The sequence below is a fragment of the Massilia sp. CFBP9026 genome (assembly GCF_034045165.1).
In the GTDB taxonomy this organism is placed as follows: Bacteria; Pseudomonadota; Gammaproteobacteria; order Burkholderiales; family Burkholderiaceae_D; genus Telluria; species Telluria arenae.
Genome location: NZ_JAXCWH010000002.1, coordinates 337,908 through 353,504 on the forward strand (window position 1 = coordinate 337,908; position 15,597 = coordinate 353,504).

General features: G+C 66.0%; 11 protein-coding genes. 5 read left to right on the plus strand and 6 right to left on the minus strand.

The window, feature by feature from the left end:
• The first annotated feature begins 31 nt into the window (after positions 1-31).
• On the plus strand, positions 32-1,891 hold the full coding sequence (locus tag SOM28_RS05650; RefSeq protein ID WP_320467496.1) for a cold-shock protein: 1,860 nt from the start codon (positions 32-34) through the stop codon (positions 1,889-1,891).
• Positions 1,892-1,932: 41 nt separating this feature from the next.
• On the opposite strand, the gene SOM28_RS05655 is transcribed toward SOM28_RS05650, so the two are convergent.
• From SOM28_RS05655 to SOM28_RS05665, 3 genes are read right to left on the minus strand one after another with little or no spacing between them, the layout of a single operon-like run.
• The gene (locus SOM28_RS05655) at positions 1,933-3,261 is read right to left on the minus strand and encodes a sensor histidine kinase (RefSeq protein ID WP_320467497.1); all 1,329 of its coding nucleotides are present in this window, start codon (positions 3,259-3,261) and stop codon (positions 1,933-1,935) included.
• 10 nt (positions 3,262-3,271) lie between these two features.
• The gene (locus tag SOM28_RS05660; protein WP_320467498.1) at positions 3,272-5,875 is read right to left on the minus strand and encodes an EAL domain-containing protein; all 2,604 of its coding nucleotides are present in this window, start codon (positions 5,873-5,875) and stop codon (positions 3,272-3,274) included.
• The gene (locus SOM28_RS05665) at positions 5,872-7,908 is read right to left on the minus strand and encodes a sensor histidine kinase, YfiR-like protein-associated (RefSeq protein ID WP_320467499.1); all 2,037 of its coding nucleotides are present in this window, start codon (positions 7,906-7,908) and stop codon (positions 5,872-5,874) included. The genes SOM28_RS05660 and SOM28_RS05665 overlap by 4 nt, the downstream gene beginning before the upstream one ends.
• A gap of 303 nt (positions 7,909-8,211) precedes the next feature.
• Between SOM28_RS05665 and SOM28_RS05670 the strand changes: the two genes are divergently transcribed.
• The 4 genes from SOM28_RS05670 to SOM28_RS05685 all read left to right on the plus strand — a co-directional run bounded on the left by SOM28_RS05670 (position 8,212) and on the right by SOM28_RS05685 (position 13,003).
• Positions 8,212-8,694, plus strand: coding sequence for a CinA family protein (locus tag SOM28_RS05670; protein WP_123069227.1), 483 nt, complete (start codon positions 8,212-8,214; stop codon positions 8,692-8,694).
• 98 nt (positions 8,695-8,792) lie between these two features.
• Positions 8,793-11,612, plus strand: coding sequence for a M16 family metallopeptidase (locus SOM28_RS05675; protein ID WP_320467500.1), 2,820 nt, complete (start codon positions 8,793-8,795; stop codon positions 11,610-11,612).
• A 57-nt stretch (positions 11,613-11,669) separates the two neighbouring features.
• Positions 11,670-12,026 carry an ArsR/SmtB family transcription factor gene (locus tag SOM28_RS05680; protein WP_183407392.1) on the plus strand — a complete coding sequence of 119 codons (357 nt, stop codon included), beginning with the start codon at positions 11,670-11,672 and terminating at the stop codon, positions 12,024-12,026.
• Positions 12,023-13,003, plus strand: a complete 981-nt coding sequence (locus SOM28_RS05685; protein ID WP_320467501.1) for a cation diffusion facilitator family transporter — start codon at positions 12,023-12,025, stop codon at positions 13,001-13,003. Before SOM28_RS05680 ends, SOM28_RS05685 begins: the two co-directional genes overlap by 4 nt.
• Before the next feature lie 104 nt (positions 13,004-13,107).
• Here the strand turns inward: SOM28_RS05685 and cysK are convergent, their stop codons facing one another.
• The 3 genes from cysK to tcdA are packed head-to-tail and all read right to left on the minus strand — an operon-like array spanning position 13,108 to position 15,545.
• A complete protein-coding gene (gene cysK / locus SOM28_RS05690) occupies positions 13,108-14,040 on the minus strand; it encodes a cysteine synthase A (RefSeq protein ID WP_320467502.1) in 933 nt (310 codons plus the stop codon).
• A gap of 31 nt (positions 14,041-14,071) precedes the next feature.
• Positions 14,072-14,605, minus strand: coding sequence for an FKBP-type peptidyl-prolyl cis-trans isomerase (locus SOM28_RS05695; protein WP_320467503.1), 534 nt, complete (start codon positions 14,603-14,605; stop codon positions 14,072-14,074).
• A 43-nt stretch (positions 14,606-14,648) separates the two neighbouring features.
• Positions 14,649-15,545 (minus strand): tRNA cyclic N6-threonylcarbamoyladenosine(37) synthase TcdA, encoded by an 897-nt coding sequence (tcdA, locus tag SOM28_RS05700; protein ID WP_320467504.1) that lies wholly within the window; start codon positions 15,543-15,545, stop codon positions 14,649-14,651.
• Between the last annotated feature and the right edge of the window lie 52 nt (positions 15,546-15,597).

A 15,597-nucleotide genomic window follows, 5' to 3' on the forward strand; every position in this document is an offset into this window, starting at 1 on the left:
TTTTTCATCTTCACGACCACTAAAGCAGACAATGACATCCCCGGCGACAGGCAGCGACAGCGGACAGGTACGACAATATGGCACAGTGAAATGGTTCGGCGGACACAATAAAAATACCGGTCGCGAGAACCAGTTCGGTTTCATCCAGGCAGTCGACGGCAGAGATGTTTATCTTCACAAACGCGAATGGCGGGAAACGCAGTTGCCGGAGGAAGGTGAATTCGTCACCTACTTCGAAGAGTACAAGGATGGGAAATGCAACGCCCGCAGGGCGGCGCGCCTGGCCATCGGCAACGTCAGCCTTGTCGACCTGGCCAGCATGCTGCGCGGGCTGCTGCCGAACCCGGGCCGTATTCCAGTCCTGGACCAGAACGGCCGGCTGCAGCAGGCGGCGCGCAAGCTGTTCTGCGAACACCTGAAAGACGCGACGCCGGAAGTCCTTCAGCTGATTGTCCACGGTGACGCCGGCGGCGGGCTGCCAGCGCTCCTGCGCATCGTGGCCAACGAAAGCAACGAGAGCGAGAACTACGCGTTGCTGCTGGACGCCACCGGATCGCACATCATGGATGAGGCGCCATGGGCATGCGCCAGCCCCGGGGTCCTGCACCGCTTCGAGGCCGACATCGCCAGCCGTGTCGCCACACTGGATCCGCTGACTGCACGTGGCAGGCTCCAGGTCCATCTGGATATCCTGCCGGCTCCCCTGCTGACCTGCCTGCTGGCGCAGCAGGTCTATACCAGCACCGGCCAGCTCGGCCGCAACACCATACGCATCTACGATTACCTGAAATCGGTCATCGCACTGCAAGCCGCCACCTTCCCGGATTACCTGCAGACGCACTTCGCCGCGAGGACGAACTGCGACGACGACCTGCCGTCGAATCCGGTCCTGCGCGATATCGTCGAGAACCTGCTGTTCAAGAAGAGCCTGTTCGACAGGGATCTCGCGTTCATCACGCTGTACGCCGGCTCTACCCGCATGCCGCGCAATCTGGAGACCTTCGTCCTGTACCAGTTGTTCAGCCTGGTCGTGGCTGGAAACGACCGCGACACCGTCTACCAGGTGTTCCTGCAGCGCTTATGGGAAGCGCTGATGACGCAATCGCTGCCGCTCGAAGCGCAGGCTACCAGGCTGGAGGCGCTGTTTCCTTCTTGTCACACCCTGGGAGCGCTGTCGTGCGAGGCCGTCCATTGGGAGAAGCAAGACGTCTTCCTCTGCCGTCGCAAGATTTGCCACACCCCCAAGGTCCTGCCGCGCCCGAACCGCCACTACCTCGACTTCAGCATCTATGAATGGCTGGCCCATTACGGGATCGACTACCTCGCCCAGGGCAAACCGGCCAGCAAGGACTTCCCGATCAAGCTGGCGGGCTACTTCAACCGCTTGCGAGAGATCTTCCCGCTCCTGCATTGCCATGGGTGCGGTGAGCTGATGTTGCCGGACATGCGTTATGCGCGCACCGAATACAAGCAGGTGCGTGACGGCGTCGTCGAAACCGTATCCATGACCGCGGCCTATCGCATCACGGTCTTCCATTGCAACAACCAGCATTGCGGCCAGATCGGGGCCAGGCACTACATCAACCATTGCGTCGGCTTCGGCTGTCACCACATCATCGATTCGCGCGTGCTGGACCAGCGCTGCAGCGAAGGCCGCTACATCTGTACGGGATGCGGCAGCTGCTGTCCTGATCACGGACAATCGCATCCTGCCGGTTTCTGCGGCGTGTGCGGTAGCGGACTGAAGATCTACCAAGAAACGGTACAGGGCCGCACCGTCAGCTACACGAGGAAATATGCGCAGTGCGAGTCGGCTTCATGCGGATGCAGGATCGGTCCCGAGGACCTGCCCGCGCGCTTCAGCAACCTGCCTGCCGAAAACGAATCATAGACTTCCGCGAGGAGCGGGATACGGCGCGCGCGGCCGGCGGACTATTTCACCATCGACGCAACACAGGCCGGGATCGCCGAGAGCGACTGCACATCCGCATAGGCCAAGCCCGCCCTGATTTCGATACGCCATGTCGTGCCGGCGCCAGGTACGGAATACAAGGCGGCATCGGCCTGGATGAGCCGGGCGCGCTCCTCGATACCGCTCAGGCCCCAGTGACGGGGCTTTTCCCGATCGCCGGCGCCGATGCCGCGTCCGTCGTCCCGGATGGTCAGCACGAGCGCTCTCGAACCGTACTCGACGATCACTTCATGCTGTCTTGCATTCGCATGACGAAGGGCGTTGCATATGGCTTCCTGTCCAATCGCGCATAACTCTCGCTGTACGCCCGGATGGAGCGCTCGCGCCTCTCCCTTGCAGCGTAATATGAACTGCTGGCCAGGCACGGCCGCCTGCTCGCCAGCCATCCGCAGATACTCGTGCAAGAGGGGAGCATGACCCGGGCTGGCACGCAAGCTGGCGATCTTGTCGCGCCCCTCCTGGATGGCGATGGTGGCGTCGTTCAGGCACCGGCTCAGCGAGTTCCCCAACGCGGATTCGGATTCAGGCAGTAGCGCCGTCGCTTTCATCACGAAGCCCTGGAATGTCTGCAGCACGGTGTCATGCAGGTCGCGCGCGATGCGTTCGCGCTCTTCCCTTTCGGCCGCGGCCTTCAGTTCGTCCACCAGCCGGAGCATGATGAGCAAAAGGAGCACCCAGCTTCCGACAACGATGGTGAGTATTGCATTGACCCAGATGACAGCAATGACCGGGAAATTCCAGGGTGGGGATGGGACAGTCATTCCAGCACCGAACTCCAGGAGCGCGTGAATCGATGCAGCCGCAGCCTGGATCACCATGATGGCGGCGGCAATACCGTAGGCAAATCGCGCGTGTGGCTTGCGATACCTCCATAGGAGCCATGCCATCCAGGCATTCGCCCCAGCATACATTGGCGTCAGGGCCAGCACTCTCGCTGGCCTGTCAGGCACGACAATCGACCATGTTACCGTCAGGATGACAACCAGTGAAAGCGCCAGGGGTAAGGTATGTCGCTTGAAAGGACGATCCAGGAACTCGGCAGTCCCGAACAGAAAAAGAACCTGCCCGCTCACCAGCAGCGTGGTGAAGACAAGAGCGGCCAGATGCGAATTGTCGATGACATCCAGGGTATCGAACAGAACGGCAACGCCGACCGAGAAAGAGGCGGCAGCCCATAGCCAAATGCCCGAAATACGCGGGGCCGAGACGTGGAGCAGGTAGAAAATGACGCCGCCGATGATCGATTTGATACCCACTATCGCTGCCAGCGTGGACTGATCGAGTTCCATAAAGATAGTCCTAGGCCGCCTCGCCCTGCTGGTCTTCCTCGCGCGGCGTCTTGCGGTCGTCGTAGGGCCCGTACGTCATCCAGTAATGCCGGAACGCGAGGCGGACATTGTCGCGCAGCTGCTGGTCGTCCCATGGCTTGGTGTAGAAGCGGTAGATCGCGCCGCGGTTGATCGAATCGAGCACCGAGTCCACCCCGGTATAGCCGGACAGGATGATGCGGATGGTCTCCGGGTACATCTCCTTGACCTTGCTGAGGAATTCGGTCCCGCTCATCACCGGCATGCGCTGGTCGCACAGGATCACGTGCACCCGGTACAGCGCCAGCAATTCGAAGCCCTCGGCCGGCGAGGACGCGGTCAGCACGCGGTAGCCGTCGCGCCGGAACAGGCGGTGCAGCGCGCTCAGGACGTTCGGGTCGTCGTCGACGACGAGCAGGGTCTGCACCTTGTCGTCGGCGGTCTGTTTCTCGTCGGGCTTGGCGCGGTTGGATACCACCATCTCGGCCAGCTGGTCGGCCGGCAGCGCGCGCGAGAAATAGAAGCCCTGGATCTGATCGCAGCGGTTGCGCCGCAGGTAGGCCATCTGGGCGCGCGTCTCGACGCCCTCGGCGATCACCTGCATGTGCAGGCTGTGGGCCATGCTGATGATGGCCAGCGCGATGGCGGCGTCGTCCGGGTTGTTGACGATGTCGCGCACGAAGGCGATATCGATCTTGAGCTTGTCGATCGGGAAGCGCTTCAGGTAGGCCAGGCTCGAGTAGCCGGTGCCGAAATCGTCGATCGCGATCCGGATCCCGAGCGCCTTCAGGCGCGTGAGCACCTCGGTGGTGCGCTCGGCGTTCTGCATCAGCGCGCTCTCGGTCAGCTCCAGTTCCAGCAGCCCCGGTTCGACGTCGTGGCGCGCCAACGCGTCGCGGATCACGCCTTCCAGGTCGCCTTCGACGAACTGGCGGCTCGACACGTTCACCGCCACCCGCACGTCGCGCACCCCGTCCGCGCTCCAGGCCGCGATCTGGCGGCAGGCCTCGTCGATGATCCAGTCGCCGACCCGCACCACCAGGCCCGTCTCTTCCATGATCGGCACGAATTCGGCCGGATACACCAGGCCGTAGCCGGGGCGGTGCCAGCGCAGCAGCGCCTCGGTGCCGGCGATGCGGCCGGTGTTCAATTCCATCTTGGGCTGGTAGTGCAGCACGAACTGCGCATCTTCGAGCGCGCCGCGCAGGGCCAGTTCGAGGTCCAGGCGCGCCAGCACCTGCACGTTCATGCCGGCGGTGAAGAAGCGGTAGCCGTCGCGGCCGGCCTCCTTGGCGCGCACCATGGCGGTGTCGGCATACTTGACCAGCGCGCCCGGCTCGACCGTGTCGTCCGGGTACATGGCGATGCCGATGCTGGCCGTCAGCGCGGCCTGCTGGCCGTGCAGGTCGAACGGCATGCGCAGGGATTCGCGCACGTCGTTGGCCATGTTCACCGCATCCTGCTGCTCGCGCGGCATGGTGAGGATCAGCGCGAACTCGTCGCCGCCCAGGCGCCCGACCGAATCGCGCACCTTCGCGCAGCGCACCAGACGCGTGCTGAACTGGCGCAGCAGCTCGTCGCCGCCACGCGTGCCGAGCGTGTCGTTGATTACCTTGAAGCGGTCGAGCGTGATGCACAGGACCGCCACGCGCCAGTTCTTGTCCTGGGCCAGTTCGATGGTGTCGCGCAGGTTTTCGAAGAACAGGGTGCGGTTCGGCAGGCCGGTCAGGGCGTCGTAGCTGGCCGCGTGGCGCAGGTTTTCCTGGGCCTGCAGGCGCTCGCTGATGTCACGCGCTACCGCGATCAGCATGCGCTGCGCAGGGTGCTCGAGATCCGGTTCCTGCAGCTTCCAGCTGATCTCGACCGCCACCGAACCTTCGCCGCCGGCGCGCAGCAGGTCGGTCTCGACGATGTCGGCCTCGGACTCGCCATCGTGCGCGGCGCCGCCGCCCAGCAGGCGTTCGAGCTGGGTGCGCGTGGCCAGGCCCAGCGCCACCGGGTCGATGCGCAGCAGCGCGTCGCGCGAAAAGCCCAGCATGCGGCAGGCGCCTTCCGAGACGTCGACCATCGCCATGCTGGCGGTATCGATCAGGAACAGGGCGTCCTGGGTGGCGTCCATCGCGCCGCGAAAGCGCGCCAGCTCGGCGGTGCGCTCGCGCACCTGGCGCTCCAGCTGGCTGCCGTAGTCGAGCGACTCGCGGTGCAGCAGGCGCACCTCGAGCAGGTTGCGGATGCGGGTCATCACCTCGACCGTGTCGATCGGCTTGCCGATGAAGTCGCGCGCGCCCGCCTCGAGCGCCGCCAGTTTCTTGTCCGGCTCGGCCGTCACCACCAGCACCGGCAACCACGAATCGCTCTCCAGCGGCTTCAGGGCTTCCATCACCTCGAAGCCGTCCATGCCCGGCATGTGCAGGTCGAGGATGATCAGGTCGAAGCGGTGCTTGAGGTGCAGCGCCACCACCTGGCGCGGGTCTTGGGTGGAACTGACGTTCTCGTAGCCGGTGGTCTTGAGGAGGTATTCGAGCAGCTGCACGTTCACCGGCTCGTCGTCGACGACGAGGATGCGCGCGCGCCGGATGTCGGACAGGGAAATCATCTAGCCTTCCTTTCGCCTGGCTGGCCCGTCCTGGGCTGCTCTGCCAGCGTACTATTGATCGCTTCAGTGAATTTGTCGATGTCGATCGGCTTGGTCAGATAGCGGTGGAAGCCCGCGGCCATGCCGCGCTCGATGTCGCGCGGCATGGCGTTGGCCGTCAGCGCGATGACCGGAATCCAGGTGGTCTCGGGATCGGCGCGCAACTGGCGCAGCACGTCGTAGCCGCTCATTCCCGGCAGATTCAGGTCCATCAGGATGGCTTCCGGGCGGTGCGCCTTTGCCAGCTCCAGGCCAAGGTGGCCGTCGGGAGCCGACAGCAGGCGCAGGTCGCGCCGGAAGGCGACGATTTCTTCCACCAGCCGCAGGTTGGCCGGGTTGTCCTCGACGTACAGCACCAGGTGCGGCTCGCCTTCGTCGGGCAGGTCGCTCGACGCGCTCGCCGCCTCGGGGCCGCGCTCGGGCAGCGCCGACGCCAGCGGCGCGGTGCTGGCCAGCTCGATCCAGAACACGCTGCCCACGCCCGGGCTGCTGGTCACGCCGATCTCGCCGCCCATCAGTTCCACCAGGCGCTTGGTCACCACCAGGCCGATGCCGGTGCCCTCCTGGGCCCCGGCTTCCTGCCCCAGGCGATTGAAGGGCTGGAACAGGTTGGCCAGCTGCTCCGGGTTCAGGCCGTTGCCGGTGTCCTGCACCGACAGGCGCAGGCGGTCGGGGGTCGGATGTTCGCAGCTGACCACCACCGCGCCCTCTTCGCGGTTGTACTTGACGGCGTTCGACAACAGGTTGAGCAACACCTGTTTCAGGCGCGTGCGGTCGGCCATCACCACCGCCTCCGACGCATCCGGGAACAGGGCCCGCACCTTGCGGGTGGCGGCGATCGGCTCGATCATGGTGCGCACTTCGAGCAGGATGTCGGTCAGGGCCACCGGCTCCATCGACAGGGTGATGGTTCCCGATTCGACCTTGGCCAGGTCGAGGATCTCGTTGATCAGGGTGAGCAGGTGGCGGCCCGACTTGAGGATGTGGTTCGCGAATTCCTTCTTCTGCTCCAGGGTCGACGGCAGCGTGTCGGACGTCAGGATCTGGGCGAAGCCGAGGATCGCGTTGAGCGGCGTGCGCAGCTCGTGGCTCATCGAGGACAGGAAGGCCGACTTGGCCTGGTTGGCGCTCTTGGCTTCCTCGTTGGCGTTGGCCAGCTCGGCGTTGGCCAGCGCCAGCTGCAAGGTGCGCTCGTCGACGCGCTGCTCGAGCTGCTCGTTCAGGCGCATCACTTCCTGCTGCGCGCGCGTGCGCTGCTGGGCTTCGCGCAGGGTGGTGCTGTGCGAATCCTCGAGCTCGCGGGTGCGGCCTTCGATCTCGGTCAGCATGGCGTTGAAGGAATCGGCCAGCTCGGCCGCCTCGTCGTCGCCGATGCGCGGCGCGCGGCGCGAATAGTCGCGCGTGGTCACCACCTCGCGCGCGATCTCGGTGACGGCCACGATCGGCGCCGTGATCACGCGTCCCAGGCGCCACATCAGCAGATAGGCGATCGCCATCGCCAGCAGGGTCACCCCGGCCGCGATCGCGAGATAGTCGATGGTGCGCGCCAGCAGGCGGTTCTCGGCGCGCAGCACGACGGTGCCCACCGTGTCGCCATTCTCGACGATGGGCTGGCGCACCACCAGGTCGTCGGTGGCCCCCTCGGACAGGCCAGTCGCGTCCAGGCGCTGGGGAATATTGCGGGGTACGCCGACGGCGGCATAGGAGGCGAACAGCGCGCCTTTGGCATCGTAGATGGCGGCCGCGCGCACCAGGGGACTGGTGCGCAGCAGCGCCAGGTTCTCGTTGGCCAGGCGCGGGTCGTCGAAGCTCAGGGCGGCGGACGTCATGTGGCCGACCAGTTCGGCCTGGGTCGAGAGGTCGTTCACCAGGGCGCGGTGGTAGCTGCGCAGGTCATAGGCGATCACGATGGCGATCGAGACCAGCAGCGCGACGAACGTGGTCGTCATCACCACCGCCACCAGCTTCTTGCGGATAGAGCGCTGGCGGCTCATGCTTCCTCCACGGACCGCTCACGCATGCGCGGCATGTAAAAGTTCTAACAAAGACGAGAAATTGGTCATCCCAGCATAGCAGCACGCCCGTGCTGTGTGTCGCACGAAACATTTATCAGGCCGGGCCAGGATGAGAATGCGGCTGGCACTGTAAACGTTCGCCTGCGGTTTGGGTAGCAATTTTTGAAACTTTGACCTGCCGTTCGCTTCCCGTGCGCCCGCGCAGCGCGCTAGAATGAAGGCAGTCCGACCGGTTTCCCGACGTGGCACTCGCCCGGCCGGCGGCTTGCAAAGGAGACCCACGTGACGAACGAACTCATCGACCTTGCCCAGAAAGTCAGCGACACCCTCGGCCCCAAAAAATTGATGCTGGCCGCCGCCGAATCCTGCACCGGCGGCGGCATCGCCTACACGCTCACCGCCATCCCCGGCTCGGGCGACTGGTTCGACTGCGGCTTCGTGACCTATTCGAACACCGCCAAGAACGAGATGCTGGACGTGCCCGATGCCGTGATCGCGCAGTTCGGCGCGGTCAGCGAAGAAGTGGCCGCCGCCATGGCCGCGGGCGCCGTGGCCAACAGCAATGCCGACATCGCCGTCTCGACCACCGGCATCGCCGGCCCGACCGGCGCCGTGCCCGGCAAGCCGATCGGCACCGTGTGCTTCGGCTGGGCGCGCGGCGACCATGTTCACACCGAACGCCTGGTGTTCCAGGGCGACCGCCAGGCGGTGCGCGAGCAGTCCATCGCCCACGCGCTGCGCGGCATCCTGCGCTTCGTCGAGTAAGCGTCGCCTTGCCACAAGTTTCTCCGTATCCGGGATAATGGCAAGGCGTGCGCCGCTCGATCGCGGCAAGGGCATTGTCATTGAATTACGGAGAGTATTTGAACATTCCCACCCTGATGGTCCCGCTGATGCTGGCGGCCGCTCCCGCGGCCGGCCAGGCTCAGGACCAGCCCCCTGCGCCGGCGTCGGCGCCGATACCGTCGATCGCTTTTGAAAAGACGGTGCTGCCCAACGGGCTGCAGCTGATCCTGGTCGAGGACAAGCGCCTGCCGATCGTGGCCGTCAACCTGTGGTACCACGTGGGCCCGGCCAACGAGGCGCCCGGCCTGACCGGCTTCGCCCACCTGTTCGAGCACATGATGTTCGCCGCCACCGGCCACATCCCGCGCGGCGAGGCCGACCGCCTGCTCGAAGGCGCCGGCGCGACCGACAGCAATGGCGGCACCGGCTTCGACAGCACCAGCTACTACGACACGGTGCCGAGCAACCAGCTCGAACTGGCGCTGTGGGTGCATGCCGACCGCATGGGCTTTTTGCTGGACGTGCTCGACCAGCAGGCCTTGAGCAACCAGCAGGACGTGGTGCGCAACGAACGCCGCCAGACCACCGAGGGCGAGCCGTATGGCCTGGTCGAGGAAGCGCTGCTGCAAACGCTGTTCCCCAAGGGCCATCCGTACGCGGCTTCGATCATCGGCTCGCACGCCGACATCCAGGGTGCGCGGCTGGAGAACGTCCGTGAATTCTTTACCAACTACTACGGCCCCAACAACGCCAGCCTGGTGATCGCCGGCGACATCGACAAGGGCAAGACGCGCGAACTGGTGATGCGCTACTTCGGCGGCCTGCGCCGCGGCCCGGACGTCGTGCGTCCCAAGGTGGTCACGCCGCCGATCACGGCCGAGCGCCGGGTCGTGGTGCGCGACCGGGTCGAGCTGCCGCGCGTGTTCATGGGCTGGCTGACGCCGGCCGCCTACCAGGCGGGCGACGCCGAGCTGGCGGTGGCCGCCACTATCCTCGGCGGCGGCAAGTCGAGCCGCCTGTACAAGGCGCTGGTGTACGAGCGCCAGATCGCGCAGGACGTGTCGAGCACGCAGACTTCGCTGGCCTTGAGCTCGACCTTCGTGGTCGACGTCACCGCGCGCGCCGGCCACACGCCGCAGGAACTCGAAGCGGCGATCGACGCCGAGCTGGAACGGCTGCGCAAGGACGGCCCGAGCGAGCGCGAAGTCGAACGCGCCCGCAACAGCCTGGAAACGGCCCTGCTGGCGTCGCTCGAAAAACTCGGCGGCGACGGCCTGGCCGAACAGCTCAACCACTACAACCTGTACACGGGCGACCCGGGCTACCTGGCCAAGGACCTGGCGCGCCTGCGCCGCATCGACGCCGCCGCCGTGCAGCGCGCGGTGCAGACCTGGCTCAAGCCGGAGGCGCGCGCCATGGTGACTGGCTTGCCCGGCAAGCCGAAGATCGACGATCCGCGCGCGCCCAAGCCGGTCAAGACCGCGCCGCAGTCCGCCCAGGCTGCGCTCAACGAGGCCGAACCGTGGCGCGCGACGCCGCCCGTGGCCGGGCCCACGCCCAAGGTGACGCTGCCGCGCGGAGAGACCTTCAAGCTCGCCAACGGTTTGACCGTGATCCACCACCACAATCCGGCGCTGCCGCTGGTGTCGAGCCAGCTGGTGCTGAAAAGCGGCGGCGCGGCCAATCCGGTCGACCTGCCCGGCCTGGCCGGCTTCACGGCCCAGATGCTGGAAGAAGGCACGGCCACCCGCAGCGCGCCGCAGATCGCCGACGAGGTGGCGCAACTGGGCGCCTTCATGGATACCGGCAGCAGCGACGACGTCTCGACCGTGTCGCTGCTGGCCCTGCGCGCGACCTTTGCGCGCGCACTCGAGGTGGTGGCCGACATCGTCCAGCACCCGTCCTTCCCCGCGGCCGAGATCGAGCGCCAGCGGCAGGACCGCCTGGGCTCCCTGACGCAGCAACGCGACGATCCGGAAACGGTGGCGGCGCTGGCGGCGGCCGGCGCGCTATTCGGCAGCGCGCATCCGAAGGCCTACGGTCAGCTGGGCCTGGAGCCGGCGATCCGCGCCACCACGCGTGAGGACATCGCCGGCTTCTGGAAGCGCCACTACGTGCCGTCCAATGCGGCGCTGGTGGTCACCGGCGACATCACGCGCGCCGAGCTGCAAGCGCTGGCCGAGGCGCAGTTCGGCGCCTGGCCGGCGGCCGACGCGCCCGAGGTCAAGCCGGCCGAGACCCGTCCCACGCCGGCGCGCCTGGTGCTGGTCGACCAGCCGGACGCCGGTCAGACGGCGCTGCAGGTGGCCTGCATGGGCCCGAGCCGCGACACGCCCGACTTCCCGGCCCTGCAGGTGATGAACGGCGTTTTGGGCGGCATGTTCTCGAGCCGCCTGAACAACAATCTGCGCGAGACCAAGGGCTATACCTACGGCATCTACTCGCACTTCGACTACGACCGCACCCCGGCGCCGTTCTCGGTCGAGGCCAGCGTGCAGCAGGACGCCACCGGCGCATCGGTGCGCGAGATCCTGCGCGAGATCGCGGCGATGCGCGAGCAGCCCTTGTCGCAGGCCGAACTCGATGCAGCGCGCAACGCCCAGCTGCTGTCGCTGCCGGGCCAGTTCGAGACCAATGCCGACATCGGCGCCAGCCTGACCGAGTTGTTCGTCTATGGCCTGGCGCCGGATTACTACGACGAGCTGGCGCGCAGGCTGGCGAAGGTCGGCGTGGAAGATGTGCAGGACGTGGCGCGCCGCTATCTCGATCCAGACAAGATGACCGTGGTAGCGGTCGGCGAGCGGCGCAAGATCCTGCCGCAGCTGCAGAAACTCGGACTGGGCCCGCCCGAGATCCGCGACGACGACGGGCAGGTGATGGACAAGAAGCAACACTGAACGAGACCGCGCTTGCCCGGCGCGGTTGTTTCACCTAACATATGAACACCTATTCACATGTTAGAGCCAAACTTGACTATCGCACACCCGCCTGCCCAGCCGATTGCCCCGCCGCCCGAGGAAGCGATCGGTCAGCTGGCCGACCTGTTCCACCTGCTGGGCGACCCGACCCGGCTGCGCATCGTACTGGCCTGCCTGGCCCAGCCGACGGCGGTGGGCGATATCGCGGCCGGGCTGGCGCTGTCGAGCTCGCTAGTGAGCCACCACCTGCGCCTACTGCGCGCGGCCCGCATCGTCAAGGCCGAGCGCCAGGGCAAGCAAGTCTTCTATTCGGCTGCCGATGCCCACATCAGCAGCCTGCTCTCCACCATGTTCGAGCACATCGCCGAACCCGCCAACGGAATGGACGCATGAGCCACGCACACGACCACAAGCACGGACACGATCACCACGACCATGACCACGGTCACGGCCATTCCCATGGCTTCGGCCACCACCACCACCACATGCCCTCGCCCGACGGCCATGGCCGCGCCTTCGCCCTGGCGATCGGCCTGAACCTGGCCTTCGTCATCGTCGAGTTCACCTACGGTTTCATCGCCCATTCCACCGCCCTGATGGCCGACGCCGGCCACAACCTGTCCGACGTGCTGGGCCTGATGCTGGCCTGGGGCGCCGCCCTGCTGGCCAAGAGCGCGCCCAAGGGCCGCTACACTTATGGCCTGCGCGGCTCGTCGATCCTGGCGGCGCTGGGCAACGGCCTGCTCCTGATGGTGGCCTGCGGCGCGATCGCCTGGGAAGCGGTGCAGCGCATCGCCGAACCGGCGCCGGTGGCCGGTGCGACGGTCTCGATCGTGGCCGCCATTGGCGTCGTCATCAATGGCTTCTCGGCCTGGTTGTTCCTGGCCGGCAGCAAGGGCGATCTGAACATCCGCGGCGCCTACCTGCACATGGCGGCCGACGCCGCGCTGTCGCTGGGCGTGGTGATTTCGGGGCTGGCGATCATGTATTCGGGCTGGACCTGGATCGATCCGATCGTGAGCCTGGTGATCGTGGTGGTGATCGTGATCGGCACCTGGTCGCTGCTGCGCGAGTCGGTGCAGCTGTCGATGGCGGCCGTGCCGCCAAACGTCGACGCGGGCAAGGTGCAGGCCTTCCTGGCCGGCCAGCCGGGCGTGACCGAAGTGCACGACCTGCATATCTGGGCCATGAGCACGACCGAGACCGCGCTCACCGCCCACCTGGTGATCCCGGGCGGTTACCCTGGAGATGCGACGCTCGACGCCATCGAGCACACGCTGCGCGAAAAGTATGCGATCCACCATTGCACGCTGCAGGTGGAACAGGGGACGATTCATCACCACTGCACCTTGCAGGGCCACGCCCACTAAGTTGAACGCGTGGACGGCGGAGCCGTCCACCCTACTGGCACGCATATCCAGTAGGGTGGACCGAGACGCGCAGTCGGGTTTCCCGTCCACGCGTTCAGCCCAGGTCAGCCGGCCAGGTTCGCGTACAAGGCCGTGCTGAGATAACGCTCGCCGAACGAGGGGATGATGACGACGATCAGCTTGCCCGCGTTCTCCGGCCGGCGCGCCACCTCGATCGCGGCCCACAGCGCCGCGCCCGACGAGATGCCGACCAGTAGCCCTTCCTCGCGCGCCGCAGCGCGCGCCGTCTCGAAGGCATCCTCGTTCTTCACGCAGATCACTTCGTCGTAGGATGCGGTATTCAATACCTGCGGTACGAAGCCGGCGCCGATGCCCTGGATCGGGTGCGGACCCTTGGTGCCCTTCGACAGCATTGGTGACGCCTCGGGTTCCACCGCGATGGCCTGGAAGCCGGGCCGGCGCGGCTTGATGACGTCGCTGACGCCGGTGATGGTGCCGCCGGTGCCCACGCCCGCCACCAGGATGTCGATCTTGCCGTCGGTGTCGCGCCAGATTTCCTCGGCCGTGGTGCGGCGGTGCACCTCGGGGTTGGCGGGATTGTTGAATTGCTGCGGCATGAAGGCGCGCGGGTCGCTTGCCACGATCTCTTCGGCGCGCCGGATGGCGCCCAGCATGCCTTCGCTGCCGGGGGTGAGCACCAGCTCGGCGCCGTAGGCGCGCAGCAGCATGCGCCGCTCGCTGCTCATGGTCTCGGGCATCACCAGCTTGCAGCGGTAGCCGCGCGCCGCGCACACCATCGCCAGCGCGATGCCGGTATTGCCGCTGGTGGGTTCGACGATGGTCGTGTCGGAGTCGATGAGACCGGCCGCCTCGGCGGCCTCGATCATGGCCAGGCCGATGCGGTCCTTGACGCTGTGCGCGGGATTGTGGAATTCCAGCTTGCCGACCAGGTCGGCTCCGCTGCCGCGCGCCAGCTTGCGGATGCGCACCAGCGGGGTATTGCCTATCAGTTCAGTGACATCGTTCGCGATTCTCATTACCGCCTCCGTTGCCGAACAAATATTGACGTTATTTGACGTCCAGCAGTTCCACGTCGAAGATCAGGTCGGAATCCGGCGGGATCATGCCGCCGCCCGCGCCGCGCTTGCCGTAGGCCAGCGCGCTCGGGATGATCAGGGTGCGCTTGCCGCCGACCTTCATGCCGGCCACGCCCTGCTCCCACCCCTTGATCACGCGGCCCGCGCCGAGCTGGAACTCGAGCGGATCGCGGCCGGCGTCGAGCGACGAATCGAACTTGCGGCCGCGCTGCTGCCGGGCCAGCGGCTTGTGGAACCAGCCGGAATAGTTGACCACGACATTGCTGCCCAGCGACGCTTCCTTGCCGGTGCCGACCACACGATCGACGATCTCGACCTGCGGCGCGGGCGCCTCGGCCACTGGCGCCGGCACCTGGTTGTCCGGCGGCGCGACCGGCGGGGTGCTCGACTGCTGCACGTCCGGCGGCGGCTGGGTGGTCGGCTTGCTGGCGTCCTGCGCGCCTTCCTGCGCCTGGACGCTCGCGGCGGCCAGCAGCAGTGCAATGAATGCGGATCGACGAATCATGTGTGCTCTTCCAAGAATACGCAACCGGACGGTTGCAACAATCTTATGATAACAAGGCCGCTTCTGCTTGCACAGTTTGCCCGACCAGGGCAGCCTGGGCCTCCAGGGCAGCCTCGGCCTCGGCATTGGCGGCCTCAGCCAGGCGACGCAGCACCTGGCCGGCCGTCACCATGCCAAAGGTGGCGGTGACCACCATGCTCGAACCGAAGCCGGCGCAGTTCAGGCCCGTGATGCTGTTCGGATCGACATCGCAGGCATCGCCGGCGTCGGGATAACGCAGCGGTTCCATCGAGAACACGGCATCGATATGGTATTTCTGTTTCTCGCCGCGCGAGAAACCATATTGTGCGCGCAAGATTTTGCGCACTTTCTTGAGCAAGGGCTCTTGTTCGGTACGGGCCAGGTCGCGGATCTCGACCTTGGTCGGATCGATCTGGCCGCCCGCGCCGCCCACCACCACCAGCGGCATCTTGTTGGCGCTGCACCAGGCGATCAGGGCCGCCTTCGGCTTCACGCTGTCGATGGCGTCGACCACGTAATCGAAATCCTTATCGCCGATCATTGCCGGGATATTCTCGGGATCGATAAAATCCTCGACCAGCGTGACCTGGCAGAACGGATTGATCTGGGCGATGCGCTGCTTGAGCGCCTCGATCTTGGCCATGCCGACGGTCGAAGTCAGCGCCTGGATCTGACGGTTGATGTTCGACTCTGCCACATTGTCGAGGTCGATCAGGGTCAGACGGCCGACCGCGCTGCGCGCCAGTGCCTCGACCACCCACGAGCCGACGCCGCCGACGCCGATCACGCAAACGTGTGCGGAACGAAAACGTTCCAGCGCGCGCTCACCGTAGAGGCGGGCGATGCCGCCAAAGCGCCGCGCGAAGTCGACTTCTTCGTCCAACGTTGCCGAAAAGAGCTGAGAGTTGATCTGGTTCATCCCAATATTGTAGCGGACACGCCTTTCGCATCTGCACTAAAATACCTCTTAG